This is a genomic window from Alloactinosynnema sp. L-07, assembly GCF_900070365.1.
In the GTDB taxonomy this organism is placed as follows: Bacteria; Actinomycetota; Actinomycetes; order Mycobacteriales; family Pseudonocardiaceae; genus Actinokineospora.
The window spans coordinates 2,350,725-2,367,760 of sequence record NZ_LN850107.1; the positions used below are offsets into that span (position 1 = coordinate 2,350,725).

The following is a 17,036-nucleotide window of genomic DNA, read 5'->3' on the forward strand; positions in this document are numbered from 1 at the left end:
AGCTGTAGAAGACCAGGAGGCGATCGATGGCTACCGGCGGCTACCCGCTGTCATTCGCGCAGGAACAGTTGTGGTTCCTCGACCAGCTGCGGTCCGGGGCGGCGACGGAGTACCTGCTGCACCGGGCGTACCGGCTGCGTGGGCCGCTGGACACCGAGGTGTTCGCCGCGGCGCTGTCGGCGCTGTCGGAGCGCCACGAGATCCTGCGCACCCGCTACGACACCCACGGCGATGTCGCGGTGCAGATCATCGACGACCCGGCGCCGGTGGCGCCCGCGGTGATCGACCTGTCCGACGTGCCCGCGGCCGAGCGGGAGGACCGGGTCCGCGAGATCGGCGCCGACGTGCTGCGGATGCCGATCGACCTGCGCGAGCAGGCGCCGTGGCGGGTCACCCTGGTCCGCGTCGCCGCCGACGAAGTGGTGGTGCTGTTCAGCGTCCACCACATCGCCTTCGACGGCTGGTCGTGGAACGTCATGACCAGCGAGCTCACCACCATTTACAACGCCATCGCCGCCGGTGAGCCCTCGCCGCTGGTACCGCTGCCGCTGCAGTACGCCGACTACGCCGACTGGCAACGCGAGTGGTGGGACACCGCAGCGCCGACGCTGACCACGCAGCTGGACTACTGGCGGGGCCGCCTTGCCGGGCTGGAGCCGCTGGACCTGCCGACCGACCGGCCGCGGCCGCCGCGGTGGGACGCCGACGGCGACAGCTTCGAGTTCACCGTGCCCGCCGACGTGGCCGCCGCGGTGACCGCGGTCGGCAAGGCGTACGGCGCGACCCCGTTCATGGTCTACCTGGCCGCGTTCCAGCTGCTGCTGAGCCGCTACTCGCGCAAACAGGACATCGCGGTCGGGGTGTCGGTGGCCCGGCGCGACCAGGCCGAGCTCGATCAGCTGATCGGCCTGTTCCTCAACACGATCGTCCTGCGCACCGACCTGTCCGGCGGACCATCGTTCACCGACCTGCTGACCCGCGTCCGCGAGGTCACCCTCGACGCCTACGGCAACCAGGACATCCCGTTCGAGCGCGTCGTGGCCGACCTGGCCCCGGAGCGGGACCTGTCTCGCAACCCGGTGTTCCAGATCGGCTTCGCCCTGCAGAACGCCCAGCGCAAGCCGTTCACCCTGACCGGGATCGAGGTCGAGCGGTTCCCGACGCCATGGGCGAGTTCGGCGTTCGACCTGTCGCTGCACCTGCTGGACCGGCCGGACGGTTCGGTGGTCGCGCAGCTGCTGTTCCCCACCGCGCTGTTCGGCCAGGCCCGCATCCAGCGGGTCGCGGCCCACTTCGTGCGACTGCTGGCCGGGGTCGCCGCCGACCCGACCGCCCCGGTGGGCCGCGTCGACCTCCTCGACGACGCCGACCGCAGGCAGCTGGTCGAGTGGAACGCCACGACCGCGGCCACTCCAGCGTCGAACCTGCCCGAGCTGGTCGCCGCCCAGGCCGCGGCCACGCCGGACGCGATCGCCGTGGTGACCGACGAGGAGGAACTCACATACGCCGACCTGGCCGCCTGGGTCGACGCGCTGACCAACCACCTCATCGCGCGCGGGGTCGGTGCCGAGACGCCGGTGGGTGTGGCGCTGCACCGCGGGTCGGACCTGGTGGTCGCGCTGCTCGCGGTGCTCGCCGCGGGCGGGATCTACGTGCCGCTGCCAGTGGACCACCCGGCCGAGCGGCTGGCGGTCATGGCCGAGGACGCGGGTGTGGCGCTGGTGCTGACCGTGGAGTCGCTGCGGGACCGGGTGCTGTCGGTGCCGGTGGTCGCCATGGACACCGACGCGTACACCATCCTCGGTGCCTGCCCCGCCGACCGGCCGGTGATCAGCGAGGACAACGCCGCCTACGTCATGTTCACCTCCGGCTCCACCGGCCGCCCCAAGGGCGTGGTGATCACCCACGCGGGGATCCGCAACCGGGTGCTGTGGGCCGTGGACCGGTACCGGCTGGGCGCGCGGGACCGGGTGCTGCAGAAGACCACGATCGGGTTCGACGCGTCGGTGTGGGAGTTCCTGTCGCCGCTGGTGTCCGGCGGCGCGGTCGTGATGGCCCCGGAAGGCGCGCACCGCGACCCGACGGCGATGCTGCGCGCGGTCGCCGACCATGACGTGACCGTGCTGCAGGTGGTGCCGTCGATCCTGCGGTTGCTGGTGGAGGAGCCGGGGCTGGTCTACTGCGCGGCGCTGCGGCTGGTGTGTTCGGCCGGTGAGCCGCTGCCCGCCGCCTTGTGCGCGCGGCTGCGCGAGACGGTCGACATCGAGGTGTTCAACACCTACGGCCCCACCGAGTGCTCGATCGACGCGACCGCGTGGCCCTACGACGCCGCCGAGGAAGTCGAGATCGTGGCGATCGGCACGCCGCTGCCGAACATGCGCACGTTCGTCGTCGGCCCGGACGACGACCTGGTCCCGGTGGGGGTGCCGGGCGAGCTGTGCCTGAGCGGGGTGGGCCTGGCCCGCGGGTATGCCGCGCGCGGCGACCTGACCGCCGACCGCTTCACCCCGAACCCGTTCGGTGCCAGGGGCGAGCGCTGGTACCGCACCGGGGACCTGGTGCGCAGGCGCGAGGACGGCGCGCTGGAGTTCGTCGGCCGGGTCGACGCGCAGGTGAAGGTGCGCGGGGTACGCGTGGAGCCCGGTGACATCGAGGCCGCGCTGTGCGCGCACCCGGCGGTGACCGCCGCGGTGGTCACGACCCGACGCGCCGAGACCGGCGAGGTGGAGCTGATCGCCTACGTCGTCCCGGACACCATCGATCTGGCGGACCTTCGCGAGCACCTGGACGCCCGCCTGCCCGCAGCGATGATCCCCTCGGTGTTCGTCACCCTCGACGCGCTGCCGCTGACCCCGAACGGCAAGGTCGACCGGGCCGCGCTGCCCGACCCCGACGGCGCCCGCGCGGTGAAGGTGCGCGAGCACGTCGCGCCGCGCACGTCGACCGAGCAGACCGTGGCCGGGCTGATGGCCGAGGTGCTCGGTGTCGACCGGATCGGCGCGGACGACGACTTCTTCGCTCTCGGTGGGCATTCGCTGTTGGCGATCCGGCTGGTGCTCAAGCTGCGCCGCGAGTTCGACGTCGAACTCGGTGTCGGTGAGCTGTTCACCGAACGCACCGTGGCCAACCTGGCGGCCATGATCGACGGCGGGGACGTGTCGGACTCGGCGGCGATCCAGCCGGTGCCGCGCGGCGGCGGGCTGCCGCTGTCGTTCGCCCAGCAGCGCATGTGGTTCCTCGACCAGCTCGAACCGGCCAGCGCCGAGTACCTGATCCCGCTGGCCCTGCGGCTGCGCGGCCCGCTCGACGTGCCCGCGCTGCGAAGCGCCGTGGACGACGTCGCCCGCTGCCACGAGGTGCTGCGCACCCGCTATGTCGGCGGCGATGGCGACCCGGTGCAGATCATCGACCCGCCCGCCGCGGTCCGGTTCGACCTCGTGGAGGCCCGCACCGAGTCGCACGCGCTGGACCTGATCGACCAGGCCTGCGGCACCCCCTTCGACCTGGCCGCCGACCACCCGCTGCGGATCACCGTGGTCCGGTTGACCGCTGAGGACCACCTGGTCGCGATCAGCCTGCACCACATCGCCTTCGACGCCTGGTCGATGGGCATCTTCATGCGCGACCTCGACGCCGCCTACCAGGCCTTCGCCGCGGGCGAGGCGTCCCCGCTCACCCCGCCCGCCGTCCAGTACGCCGACTTCGCGTCCTGGCAGCGGGCGCAGAGCACCGACACGCAGCTGGCTTACTGGACCGACAAGCTCGCCGACCTGACCCCGGTCGAGCTGCCGATGGACCGCCCGCGCGCCGCGCTGCGCGACCCGGCGGGCGACACGGTGATCGTGGAGGTGCCGCACCCGACCGGGCAGGCGCTCGGCCCGCTGGGGCAGCGGCATGGCGCGTCGCTGTTCATGACGCTGTTGGCCGCGTTCAACGTACTGCTGGGCCGCTACACCGGCCGCGCCGACATCGCCGTGGGCACCCCGGTCGCGGGCCGCACCCGGCAGGAGACCGAGGACGTGCTCGGCTTCCTGGTCAACAACGTGGTGCTGCGCACCGACGCGAGTGCCAACCCGTCCTTTGTGGACTTCCTGGCGCAGGTCCGCAGGGTCACCCTGGAGGCCTTCGCCAACGAGGACGTCCAGTTCGAGCACCTGGTCGACGCGCTGCGCCCGGACCGCGACCTGTCGCGCAACCCGCTGTTCCAGATCATGTTCGAGCTCCAGCACCTCGACCGCTTCCCCACCACGCTGCGCGGCGCGTCGATCGAGTCGCTGCACTCGGGCACGCCGGTGGCCAAGTTCGACCTGACGCTGACGGTCAAGCAGCGCGCCGACGGCACCTTGCGCTGCTGGTTCGAGTACGCCACCGGCCTGTTCGACCGGGCGACCATCGAACGCCTCGCGGCGCACTATCTGCGGCTGCTCGACAGCATCGCGATCGACCCGGGCACCACACTGACCGACCTCGACGTCCTGCCCACCGACGAACGCGACACGCTGCTGCTGGACTGGCCCGACCCCGATGGCGCCCGCGTCGACCTGCTCGACCCCGTCGAGGACCGCGGGCTCACCGTCCCCGAACTCGTCGAGCGGCAGGCCGCCCGCACCCCCGACGCGGTCGCGGTCGTCTTCGACGGCGCGGAGCTGACCTACGCCGAGCTGAACCTGCGCGCCAACCGGTTCGCCCACCACCTGCGCGCCCTGGGCGTCGGCCCGGATGTCGTCGTCGGCTCCTGCATGGAACGCGGGATCGACGCGGTGGTCGTACTCCTGGGCACACTCAAGTCCGGCGGCGTCTACATCCCGTTCGACCCGGCGCACCCGGCCGAGCGGCTGGAGTTCATGCTCGACGACGCGGGCGCGCACATCGTTGTCACCGCGGCCCGCTTCGCCGACCGGATCGACCCCGCGCGCCGGACCGTGCTGATCGACGGCGACTGGGGCGGCGCCGAGGACAACCCGCCGACCCTGGTCCAGCCGCGTGACCTGGCCTACGTCATCTACACGTCCGGCTCGACCGGGCGCCCCAAGGGCGTGATGATCGAGCACCGCTCGTATGCCCACCACTGCCGGATCATCGCCGACTCCTACGGCATCGGCGTCGACGACCGGGTGGTGTTGCTCTCGGCGCTGACCTTCGACGTGGCCATGGACCAGATCGCCGCGACGCTGGTCGCGGGCGCGACGATCGTGGTCAGCGACCCGGTGTTCTGGACCCCGGCCGAGCTGCCCGCCCGGCTGGCCGAGCACCGCGTGACGATCATGGAGATCACCCCCGCCTATTACCGGGAGATCCTGGAGTCGTCCGATGTGGACAAGCTGACCGACCTGCGGCTGATGAACGTCGGCAGCGACGTGGTCACCGTGTCCGACGCGCGCCGGTGGGCCGCGACCGGCCTGCCCGCGCGGTTCCTGTGCAACTACGGTCCGACCGAGGCGACGGTGACCTGCGTGCTGCACCCGGTGGCGGGTGAGCCGGCCGGGCACCGGGCCGACGCGACGCTGCCGATCGGGCGTCCGGTCGCGGGGACGAAGGCGTTCATCCTCGACGCCGACCTGCGTCCGGTGCCGCTGGGTGTGCCGGGCGAGCTGTGCCTGGGTGGGGTCCGCCTGGCCCGCGGCTACCTCAACCGGCCAGGCCTGACCGCCGACCGGTTCGTGCCGGACGGGTTGTCCGGCGAGCCCGGCGCGCGGCTGTACCGCACGGGCGACCTGGTCCGGTACCGGCGCGACGGGGTGATCGAGTTCCTGGGCCGCATCGACCACCAGGTCAAGGTGCGGGGCTTCCGGATCGAGCTGGGCGAGATCGAGGCGGCGCTGTCGCGGCACCCCGCGGTGCAGGCGGCTGTCGTCGTGGCCCGCGATGTGCGGCCGGGCGACAAGCAACTCGTCGCCTACCTGGTCCCCCGCGATGTCGAGCCGACCGTCGCCGAACTGCGCGCCCATTTGCGGGAGCTGCTGCCGGAGTACATGATCCCCGCGCTGTGGGTGCCGCTGGCCGAGTTGCCACTGACCGCGAGCAAGAAGGTCGACCGCAAGGCGCTGCCCGACCCGGTGCGCACCGACGCCGAACGTGACTACGTGGCACCGCGCGATCCGGGCGAGGAGGCCGTCGCCGGGATCTGGGCCGACGTCCTGGGCGTCGAGCGGGTCGGCGTGCACGACAACTTCTTCGAGCTGGGCGGGCATTCGCTGCTGGCCACCCGGGTGCTGGCGCGGCTGCGGCAGACCTTCGCCGTGGACCTGGCGCTGCGCACCCTGTTCGAAGCGACCACCGTCGCCGAGCTGGCGGGCGCGGTCACCGATGCCATCGAAGCCGAGATCGCCGGACTGTCCGACGCCGACGTCGCCGAACTGCTGTCCCGAGAAGGTGTGTGATGACCGAGACCCTCGACCAGGCGACCCTGCGCGCGGAGCTGCTGCGGCGGCGGCTGCGCGGCACGGCCGCACCCGTCCGTGACGAGTCCATCGCCCGCGTGTCGCGCGACACCCCGCCGCGGCCGTCGTCGGCGCAGCGCAGGCTGTGGATCCTCGACCAGCTGCAGCCGGGCACCACCGAGTACCTGATGAGCACCGCCCTGCGGCTGCGTGGCCCGGTCGACCGGGCCGCGGTGCGCGTGGCGCTCGACGGGATCGTGGCCCGTCACGAGGTGCTGCGGACCCGGTACGAGGTGGTGGACGGCGAGCCGGTCCAGGTGATCGACGCGCCGAGCGCTGCCGCTCTGTCCGAAGTGGACCTGAGCGGCGAGGTCGAGCGGCTCGCCGGACTCATGACCTCCGACCGCGCGCCGATCGACCTGGCCGTGGGCCCCGTGTTCGGCGCGACGCTGGCCCGGATGGACGAGCAGGAGTGGGCGCTGGTGTTCACCGCGCACCACATCGCCTCCGACGCGTGGTCGGAGGAACTGGTGGTCCGCGAGTTCGCCACCCGCTACAACGCCGCCGTGTCCGGTGAATCGCTCGCCCTGCCGCCGCACCCGGTGCAGTACGCCGACTACGCGGCCTGGCAGCACGACCAGCTGACCGCCGATGTGGTCGACCGGCAGCTCGCCTACTGGCGCGGCAAGCTCGCCGGGCTCACCCCGCTGGAGCTGCCCGCCGACCGGCCCCGCCCCAAGGTGCGTGACGCGGCGGGCGACCAGGTCACCTTCGACGTGCCCGCCGGGGTCGCGCACGCGCTGTCCGCGCTGGCCAGGGCCAACGGCGCGACGCCGTTCATGACGCTGCTGGCCGCGTTCAAGATCCTGCTCGCCCGCTACGCCCGCCAGGACGACGTCGCCGTGGGCACGCCGGTCGCGGGCCGTGAGCGGGTCGAGTTCCAGGACATGCTGGGCCTGTTCCTCAACACCCTGGTCCTGCGCACGGACCTGTCGGGCGATCCGTCGTTCACCGAGGTGCTCGGCCGGGTCCGCGACACCGTGCTCGACGCCTACGGCCACCAGCGGCTGCCGTTCGAGCGGCTGGTGGAGGACCTGGTCCCCGACCGCGACCCGTCGCGCACTCCCCTGTTCTCGGCGATGTTCCTCTGGCAGGAGTCCGGGTCGGCCGGGGTCGAGCTGGCGGACCTGCGCGCGGAGTCCATCCCGGTCGGCGAGTCCACCGCCAAGTTCGACCTGACCCTCGCGGTCACCGAGCGCGCCGACGGCTCGTTCGCGGGCGGGATCAACTTCGCCACCGCCCTGTTCGACCGTGCCACCGTCGAGCGGCTCGCGGGCCACTTCGTCCGGCTGCTGGCGGGCGTCGCCGCGACGCCGGAGGCGCCGGTCGGGCGGATGGAACTGCTGGCCGAGGCCGAACACGCGCAGCTGGCGGCCTGGAACGCCACCGACGTCGACTATCCGACCGGCACCCTGACCGGCCTGTTCGAGGCCCGCGTCGAGCAGTGCCCGGACGCGGTGGCCGTCCGGTTCGAGGACGCCGAACTGTCCTATCGGGACCTCGACGCGCGCGCGGGCAGGCTCGCGAGCCACCTGCGCACGCTGGGCGTCGGGCCGGAGTCGGTGGTCGCGGTCGGTCTCGACCGGGGCATCGACCTGGTGGTGTCGCTGCTGGCGATCCTCAAGGCGGGCGGCGCGTACCTGCCGCTGGACCCGGACTACCCGGCCGACCGGCTGGCCTACATGCTCGCGGACTCGGGCGCGACGCTGGTGATCTCCGACCGCGACCACGGCATCCGGACCGTCGACCCGAGGATGGACCTGCCCGAGGCGGCGGGTGACGCGGTCGAGGTGCATCCCGCGCATCCGGCGTACGTGATCTACACGTCCGGGTCGACCGGCCGCCCCAAGGGTGTCATGGTGGAGCACCGGGCGATCGTGAACCGGCTGCTGTGGATGCAGGACGCCTACGGACTCGACGGGTCCGACCGGGTGCTGCAGAAGACGCCGTACAGCTTCGACGTGTCGGTGTGGGAGTTCTTCTGGCCGCTGATCACCGGCGCGACGCTGGTCATGGCCCGCCCCGGCGGGCACCGCGACCCGGCCTACCTCGCCGAGGTGATCAGCGAAGCCGGGATCACCACGCTGCATTTCGTGCCGTCGATGCTGCGCGCGTTCCTGGCTGAGCCGTTCGGCGCGCTGCCCTCGGTGCGCCGGGTGATCTGCAGTGGCGAGGCGCTGCCCGCCGACCTCGTCACCGGCGCCCATGAGCGCATCGGCGGCGAGCTGCACAACCTCTACGGCCCGACCGAGGCCGCCGTCGATGTCACCGCCACCCTGTGCGTGCCGGGTGAGCCGGTGACCATCGGCCGCCCGATCGCCAACACCCGCACTCACATCGTCGACGCCCACGGCTCCCCCGTGCCGGTCGGCGTGCCGGGTGAACTGCTTCTCGCCGGCGTCCAGTTGGCGCGCGGCTACCTCAACAAACCCGCGCTGACCGCCGAGCGGTTCGTGCCCGGCCCGGGCGGCGAGCGCCGCTACCGAACGGGCGATCTGGCCCGCTTCCGCCCGGACGGCGCGATCGACTACCTGGGCCGCATCGACCACCAGGTGAAGGTCCGCGGCCACCGCATCGAACTGGGCGAGATCGAGTCGGTGCTGGCCGAGCACCCCGAGGTCGGCGCCTCGGCCGTGACCGTCCACGATGGACAGCTCGTCGGCTACCCGGTCGGCTCGGCCGATGTGCGGGAGCTGGCGAAGTTCTTGCGGGAGCGGCTGCCGGAGTCGATGATCCCGACGCACTGGGTCGCGCTGGACACGCTGCCGCTGACCACGTCCGGCAAGGTCGACCGCAAGGCACTGCCCAAGCCTGCCGCAGGCTCAGCACTGACCGGTGAATACACCGCGCCGCGCACGCCGTTGGAGCGGTCGGTGGCCGAGGCGATGGCCGAGGCGATCGGCGTGGAGCGGATCGGTGTGCACGACCGGTTCTTCGACGCGGGCGGCGACTCGATCCGGGCGATCCGCGCGGTGGGCGCGCTGCGCGCCCAGGGCATCGATGTGTCGGTGCAGCACGTGTTCACCCACCCGAGCCCGGCCGAGCTCGCGTCGGTCGCCGGCGAGACGGTGGCCGACGAGCTGGTGGGTCGGTTCGAGCTGCTGGCCGAGGTCGACCGCAAGCGGCTGCCCGACGGCCTGGCCGACGCCTACCCGATGGGTCAGGTGCAGGCGGGCATGGTCTACGAGATGATCGCGTCCCCACACGGGAACAGCTATCAGAACGTCACGAACTTCCAGATCGTCGACGACGGCCCGTTCTCCCTGGACGCGGTGCGTGAGGCGGTGCGGCTGCTGGTCGACCGGCACGAGATTCTGCGCACGTCGTTCGATCTGACCGGGTACACCGAGCCGATGCAGTTGGTGCATGAGACCGCCGACCTGCCGGTCGGCTACGACGACCTGCGCGGTCTGTCCGAAGAGGACCAGAAGGCAGCGGTACAGGCATATCTGGCCGAGGCCAAGCTGCTCCCGTTCGACCTGAGCCAGGCGCCGCTGCTGCGCTACCACGTGCACCAGCTCGGCGAGCGGGAGTGGCTGCTCACCCACATCGAGTGCCACGCGATCCTCGACGGCTGGAGCCACCATTCGCTGATCGGTGAGCTGCGCGCCTGTTACAAGTCGCTGCGCGACGGCAAAGGCTCCGGTCTAGGGCCCAAGCCGCCCGCCCGCTACGCCGACTTCATCGCCTTGGAGAAGAAGTCCCTGGCCTCGGTGGAGGACCGCGAGTTCTGGCGCGACCGGTTGGAGCGGTTCGACCGGCTGCGCCTGCCCGAGGACTCCGCGCCGCCCGCCGAGCGCGACGAGCACTTCGAGGTGCGGCTGCCGTGGCGGGACCTGGAGCCGGGCCTGCGCCGGATCGCCGCGCAGACCCAGACCTCACTCAAGACCGTCCTCTACACCGCGCATCTGAAGGTGCTGGGCCTGATCACCGGGCAGCGGAGGTTCTTCGCGGGCGCGGTCACCAACGGCAGGCCGGAGACCCTCGACGGCGACCAGGTGCGCGGTATGTACCTGAACACGGTGCCGTTCGCGGTGGACCTGTCGGTGCCGTCGTGGCGGGAGCTGCTGCGTGGGGTGTTCGCCGAGGAGATGGCGCTGTGGCCGCACCGCCGCTACCCGGTCCCGGCGATGCAGCGGGAGTGGGGCGGCGGGGCGCCGCTGATCGACGTGATCTTCGCCGCGCTGGACTTCCACGTGCTCGACGACCACAAGTCCGGCGTCGGCGAGATCGTGGACGACAGCCCCAACGAGTTCACCCTCGACGTGTGGACCTTCCCCGGTGAGCTGCGGGTGACGTGCAGGCCGGGCTGGGCGGGCCGCGAGCGGCTGACCGGCCTGGCGGGCGCCTACCTCGCCGTGCTGACCGAGATGGCCGCCGACCTCGACGCCGACCCGCGCGCCTTCCGCGCGCCGAGCCTGGAGCAGCAGACCGGGCAGCCGCGGGTCAGCCCGCCGCTGCCGCCGGTCACGGTGACCGACCTCGTCGCCGCGCAGGTGCGGGCCCGGCCGGATGAGGTCGCCGTGGAGTTCCGTGAGCGGCGGATGACCTACGCGCAGCTGGACCGCCGCGCCAACCAGCTCGCCCGGCTGTTGCGGGCCAACGGTGTGGGCGTGGAGACGCCGGTCGCGGTGTGCATGGACCGCGGGGTCGAGGTGGTCGTCGCGCTGCTGGGCATCCTCAAGGCGGGCGGCTGCTACGTGCCGATCGACCCGGCCCACCCCGACCAGCGCGTCCGGCTGGTGCTGGACGACTCGCGGGCCACGTTCGTGGTCACCCAGGGCCAGTACGCGCACCGGTTCGCCGGGCTCGCGTCGGTGTGCCTGGAGCCGGACTGGGCCGCGACCGCCGGGTACCCGGACACGGCACCCGAGGTGGACCTGTCGCCAGACAACCTGGCGTACCTGATGTACACCTCGGGTTCCACCGGTCAGCCGAAGGGCGCCCAGATCTGCCACCGCGGCATCGTCCGCCTGGTCCACGCCACCGACTACTGCGCCTTCGACGAGCACCAGACGTTCCTGCTGCACTCGCCACTGGCCTTCGACGCCGCGACGTTCGAGCTGTGGGGCGCACTGTGCAACGGCGGCAGGCTGGCGGTGTGCCCGCCGGGGACGCCGACGGCCGAGGAACTGGAGAACCTGCTACGCCACCACGAGGTGACGACGCTGTGCCTGGCCACGGCCCTGTTCCACCACGTCGCCGACGTGCGGCCCGCCGCGCTGTCGACGCTGCGTTACCTGGTGGTGGGCGGTGACGTGCTCAACCCGGCGCATGTGCGGACGGTGAATGAGCTGGGCGTGGAGATCAATAACGCCTACGGCCCGACGGAGTGCACCACGTTCAGCACGATCCACCGTGGCGCGTCACCCGGGGACAAGGTCATCCCGATCGGCCCGCCCATCCCGCACACCGATGTGCTGGTGGTGGACGAGGAGCTGCTCCCGGTGCCGTTCGGCGTGCCCGGTGAGCTGCTGATCGGCGGCCCCGGCATGGCCCGAGGCTACGCGGCCCACCCGAGCATGACCGCGGAGCGGTTCGTGCCGGACCCGCGCGGCCACGGCCGGATGTACCGCTCGGGCGACATCGTCCGCCAGGACCCGGACGGCTTGATCCACTTCGTCGGCAGGCGCGACCACCAGGTCAAGATCCGCGGCCACCGGGTCGAACTCGGCGAGGTCGAGACCGCCATCGCCGCACTGCCCGGCGTCCGCGACGGCGCCGCCGCGGTCCAGCGTGGGGCGGACGGCACCAAGTTCCTCGTCGGCTACGCCGCCCTGGAGGACGGCGTAGCCCTGGACGGCCTCGCCGACCTGATGCGCGACCGGGTGCCGAGCTTCCTGGTCCCGACCGCGTGGATCGAGCTGGACGCCATGCCGATCAACGCCAACGGCAAGCTCGACCGCAAGGCGCTGCCCGCGGCGGGGACGGCCAGTTCGGCGCGCGCCTACGTCGCGCCGCGCAACTCCACCGAGCGGGCGCTGACCCGCACGTGGGGTGCGGTGCTGGGGGTCGAGCGGGTAGGCGTCCACGACGACTTCTTCGCCCTGGGCGGGCATTCGCTGCTGATCCTGCGGATCATCGCGGTGTTGCGCGAGCGCCACGCCATCGACCTGACGGTGCGCGCGTTCATGGAGCACCGGACCGTGGAGCGCCTGGCCGCCTCGATCACCGGCGCCCCGACCGCGGCCAAGGCGCTGATCTGGCTCAACCGCACCGGCTCGCGCGCCCCGCTGTTCTGCGTGCACCCCGGCGGCGGCAGCGCCCACTGGTACCTGAGGGTCGCCGAGGAGCTGGACCCGGAGCTGCCGCTGGCCGCGTTCGAGTGGCCGGGCCTGCAATCTCCGACCGGACCGGCACCGTCCACTGAGGACATGGCGACCCGGTATCTTGCGGAGCTGCGGGCGGCGGTGCCGCACGGCCCGTACCGGCTGTTCGGCTGGTGCGGCGGCAGCGGCATCGCCAGTGAGATCGCCCACCGGCTCACCGCCGATGGCGAGCAGGTGACGTTCATGCTGCTCGACCCCGGCATCGACAGCCACGACCGCGTCGAGCTGCAGGACGAGTTCACCCTGATCAAGCGATGCGTCGAGCTGTTGGAACGACTCGACGCGGGCGACAGCTCAGTGCGCGAGGAGACCCTGGCGCTGCTCAACCACATCGTCGACGACGTCGACCCCGAGATCGGGATCACCCTGCCCGAGCACGGCGCGGGCGAGATGTGGCTGCCCGCGGCGCGGGTCTGGCGGGAGGTCATGGAGCTGTGCCTGACCTACCGGCACCGCCGCTACGACGGGCCGCTGCACCTGATCGTCAGCGACGAACTGGCCAAGGGCGAGCACGAGGTCGCCGCGGGCCAGACCTACCGCGAGTTCCTGGCGCGCTGGCAGGAGATGACCGGCGGCGTGCGGGTGCACCGGCTGCCCGGTGACCACTTCAGCGTGATGAAGGCCCCGCACGTCGGCAGGCTCGCCGCGCTGCTCGACCAGGTGATCGCCGCCGACGAGGCGCGGGAGAACCAGGCTCGATGACCACCATGGCCGCACCCCAGAACGCGGTGTCCTTCGGCGCCCTGCTGCGCGCCCTGCGCGCGGCGGCGGCGCTGAGCCAGGAGCAGCTCGCGCTGTGCTCGGGCGTCAGCGTCCGAACCATCCGCGACCTGGAACGCGGCCGGGTGTCCTGCCCGCACGGCGAGTCGGTGCGCCTGCTCGCCGACGCCCTGACCCTGACCGGCACCGAACGCGCCGGTTTCGAGGTCCTGGCGCGGCGCGTCCACCCGGACGCGCCGCGCCGGCCGACTCCCCGCACCCCGGTCCACGACACGGTGGTGCCCGCGCAGTTGCCGATGGACATCCCGGTGTTCGCCGCCCGCCTGGCCGAACTCGCCCAGCTCGACGACATGCTCGGCCGCGCCGCCGACCAGCCCACCGCGGTCGCCATCGCGGTGCTGACCGGCGCGGCGGGCGTGGGCAAGACGGCGCTGGCGGTGCGGTGGGCGCACCGGGTGCGGTCCCAGTTCCCCGGCGGGCAGCTGTATGTGGACCTGCGCGGGTCCACGGCGCAGGCGCTGCGGGGTGTCCTCGGCGCGCTCGGGGCGACCGAGGTGCCGGAGACGCTCGACGCGCGGGTCTCGCTCTACCGTTCCCTGCTCGCGGGCCGCCGCACCCTGATCGTGCTGGACGACGCGTGCGACGTGGACCAGGTCCGGCCGCTGCTGCCCGGCGCGTCGGGCTCGGTCGTGGTCGTCACCAGCCGCGACCCGCTGGCCGATCTCGTGGTCGCCGAGGGCGCCCACCCGGTCGCCGTGGACCGCCTCTCCCGCGCCGAGTCCCACGCCGTGCTCGTGCGCAGGCTGGGCGCGGAGCGGGTTCAGGCCGAGCCGCGCGCGGTGGAGACGATCATCTCCGCGTGCGCGGGGGTGCCCATGGCGTTGGCGGCCCTGTCCGCCAGGGCCGCCATCCACCGCCTGTCACTGTCCACTGTGGCCGATGAGCTGGTCGGCGCGCGATGAGCCCCTCACAGCCGCCGCGGCGGGTCGGCTACGACCAGCCCGCCCAGGTCGGCGGTTCCCGCCTTCGCCCCGGGTCGGACCCGGATCACCGAGCCGTGCCCATGTCGGACCGTCAGATCCCGTCCGAGCACCGCGGCCAGGCGCATCGACGCCGACCCGCATGCCTCGTCCTCGGTGACACCGATGCGGCTGGCGAACACCCGCGCCCTGGCGTGTCCCAGCGTCTCGTCCTCCCATGCCCACAGCTGGGTGCAGTCCTGCGCGGGGTCGATCGGGCCCACCAGTGCGTCGACGTCGGCGGCGTGGGCGAGCCGCTCGTGCCACCACGGCGGGGTCGCGGCCAGTCCAGCGGTGATCCACGTGCGGCCGTCCTCGGTCCAGGTCGGCGCGTCGCCGCCCTGGGGCCGCATGGTCGTCGGCGCCGTCCCGGTCTCGCGCGCCAGGTACCAGGCGGTCCCGATCACCGGGTGTCCCGCGAAGGGCAGCTCCACCTTCGGGGTGTAGATCCGCATCGCGGCCGTCCGGACGTCGTCGACGAACACCGTCGCCGAATATCCCACGCGGGCCGCGAGCTCGATACGTTCCTCCTCGGGCACCGACGGCCCGTCGAGCACCACACCGAGGAAATTGCCGAATTCGCCGTGCGCGTCGGCGAAAACCCGCAGAACCGCTACTTCCGTCATATCGGCCTCCCAGAGATGGTCACGGTTCCGACCGTATCGACGCGCGCGCGAGAGACCAAGCTTTCTGCCGGGGACACCTTTTCTGCCGGTTATCTGCCGACCATTCTGCCTCGACCATGACAAAGCGCCACAGGTAGCGTTGCGAAATAGCCGCCATGCGATTTTCCCGCCGATCCGGGGGTTGCCATGTCCAACACACTCGAAGATCTCACCTTGCTCGACGTGACGCTCAGGGACGGGGGTTACGTCAACAAACACTCCTGGTCGCTGCCGCAGGCGGTCGCCGTCGTCGACGCGTGCGTGCGCGCCGGGATCGACCACGTCGAGGTCGGCTACATCCGGCCCCGGCGCGACAGCGCGGGCTCCCCGGCCGCGTCGTGCCCGCCGGAGTACCTGGCGGCGCTGCGCGAGCGCATGCCCGACACGACGACCATGGTGGTGATGGCGCACATGGCCGACGTCGACATCGACGTCTACCAGCGCCTCGCCGACCTGGGCGTCGGCCTGGTCCGACTGCCCGCCAAGCTGTCCACGATCGACGCGGTGGCCCCGCACGTGGCCGCCGCGCACGCGGCCGGGATGCGCGCGGCGGTGAACCTGATCCGGGTCAGCCAGGTCGGGCCCGATGGCGTCACCCACGCCGCGGCCACCGCGCACGCCGCCGGGGCCGACATCTTCTACGTCGCCGACTCCAACGGCAGTCTGTTCCCCGAGGGCGCCGCCGAGGTGGTGCGCACCGCACGGGCCGCCGCGCCGGGCACCGCCATCGGCTTCCACGCCCACGACGGCCTCAGTTTCGCGTTCGGCAATTCGCTGGAGGCCGCGCGCACCGGGTGCGCGTTTCTCGACGCGTCGCTGTGCGGAATGGGCAAGGGCGGCGGGAATCTGTCGATGGAACTCATCGCCGGATATCTGCGCGCCAACGCCGACCGCGCTTTCGACATCGCCGTGCTGGCGGAGGCGAGCGCGGAGATCCTCAAGCCGTGGATCGAGCGGAACTCGCGGTCGGAATGCGAATCGATCGTGACGAGCCTGCTCAATCTGAACATGGATGACATCGAGGCCCTGCGCGGCGATTCATCCGACCTGACCAGCCTGTTGAGCGACCGAATCCTGTCCTCCTGAAAGGGAACCCCATCGTGAGCACCTTTGTCGCCGAGCTGGACCGCATGATTGGTGAGCGGCGCAAGATGACCAGCGCCCTCTACCAGACGATTCTCGCGGGCAAGGCCACCGAGCGCCTGTTGCGGACCTTCGTGATCCAGCGCTGGCCGATCAAGAACCTGTGGACCCGCAACATCCTCGGCATCGCCTCCCGGATCGACGACTACCGGCTGCGGCGTCTGCTGGTGGAGAACATCTACGAGGAGGAGACCGGAACGCTGTCGGACTCCCGCCGCCACCTCGACACCTTCGCCGACTTCGGCAAGGCCGTCGGCGTGGACCCAGCCGTGCTCGACACCGCCGCCCGCTTCCCTGAGACCGACGCGGTCGTCGCGCACAACGTGTCGGTGTGCAACAGCTCCGAGAACCACTTCACCCAGGGCGTCGCCTCGGTGCTGCTGCTCATGGAAGGCCAGCCGCCGATCGTCACCGGCGTGGGCCGCTCGATGCTCAGCGTCATGCGCGACGACTACGCGCTGCCCGAGTGGGGCTACGAGTTCTTCGTCCACCACGCCTCCAGCGACGCGGGCGCCGACGCGGTCAGCGATCTGGAGGACGAGCACGCCGCCGCCGCGCGCGAGCTGCTGGTGCGCTACGCCGACACCGCGGAACTCCAGGCCGCGGCGATCGACGCGCTGCGCCGCGCGCTCGACGCCCGGCACAACCACTTCGACGCGATCCTGCGCGAGGCCTACGACCCGTCGGAGCCCGTGTTCCGCTACCAGGAGGCGTGAGCGC

The 17,036-nt window shown here is 72.0% G+C and carries 6 protein-coding genes; 5 read left to right on the plus strand and 1 reads right to left on the minus strand.

All coding sequences use genetic code 11. The features are described from left to right. Positions 1 to 26: 26 nt before the first annotated feature. From BN1701_RS10565 to BN1701_RS10575, 3 genes are read left to right on the plus strand one after another with little or no spacing between them, the layout of a single operon-like run. Positions 27 to 6,380, plus strand: coding sequence for a non-ribosomal peptide synthetase (locus BN1701_RS10565; protein ID WP_054047856.1), 6,354 nt, complete (start codon positions 27 to 29; stop codon positions 6,378 to 6,380). Then, positions 6,380 to 13,471 carry a non-ribosomal peptide synthetase gene (locus tag BN1701_RS10570; RefSeq protein WP_054047858.1) on the plus strand — a complete coding sequence of 2,364 codons (7,092 nt, stop codon included), beginning with the start codon at positions 6,380 to 6,382 and terminating at the stop codon, positions 13,469 to 13,471. The genes BN1701_RS10565 and BN1701_RS10570 overlap by 1 nt, the downstream gene beginning before the upstream one ends. Beyond that, on the plus strand, positions 13,468 to 14,451 hold the full coding sequence (locus BN1701_RS10575) for an NB-ARC domain-containing protein (protein WP_054047860.1): 984 nt from the start codon (positions 13,468 to 13,470) through the stop codon (positions 14,449 to 14,451). Before BN1701_RS10570 ends, BN1701_RS10575 begins: the two co-directional genes overlap by 4 nt. 5 nt (positions 14,452 to 14,456) lie before the next feature. Here BN1701_RS10575 and BN1701_RS10580 read toward each other — a convergent pair whose 3' ends face one another. Beyond that, complete coding sequence (locus BN1701_RS10580) at positions 14,457 to 15,134, minus strand: PhzF family phenazine biosynthesis protein (RefSeq protein WP_054047862.1); 678 nt, start codon at positions 15,132 to 15,134, stop codon at positions 14,457 to 14,459. Between the two features lie 186 nt (positions 15,135 to 15,320). Between BN1701_RS10580 and BN1701_RS10585 the strand changes: the two genes are divergently transcribed. Both BN1701_RS10585 and BN1701_RS10590 read left to right on the plus strand, forming a co-directional pair. After that, positions 15,321 to 16,259 (plus strand): hypothetical protein, encoded by a 939-nt coding sequence (locus BN1701_RS10585; protein WP_054047864.1) that lies wholly within the window; start codon positions 15,321 to 15,323, stop codon positions 16,257 to 16,259. Positions 16,260 to 16,273: 14 nt separating this feature from the next. Further along, positions 16,274 to 17,032, plus strand: coding sequence for a TenA family transcriptional regulator (locus tag BN1701_RS10590; protein ID WP_054047866.1), 759 nt, complete (start codon positions 16,274 to 16,276; stop codon positions 17,030 to 17,032). Positions 17,033 to 17,036: the final 4 nt, after the last annotated feature.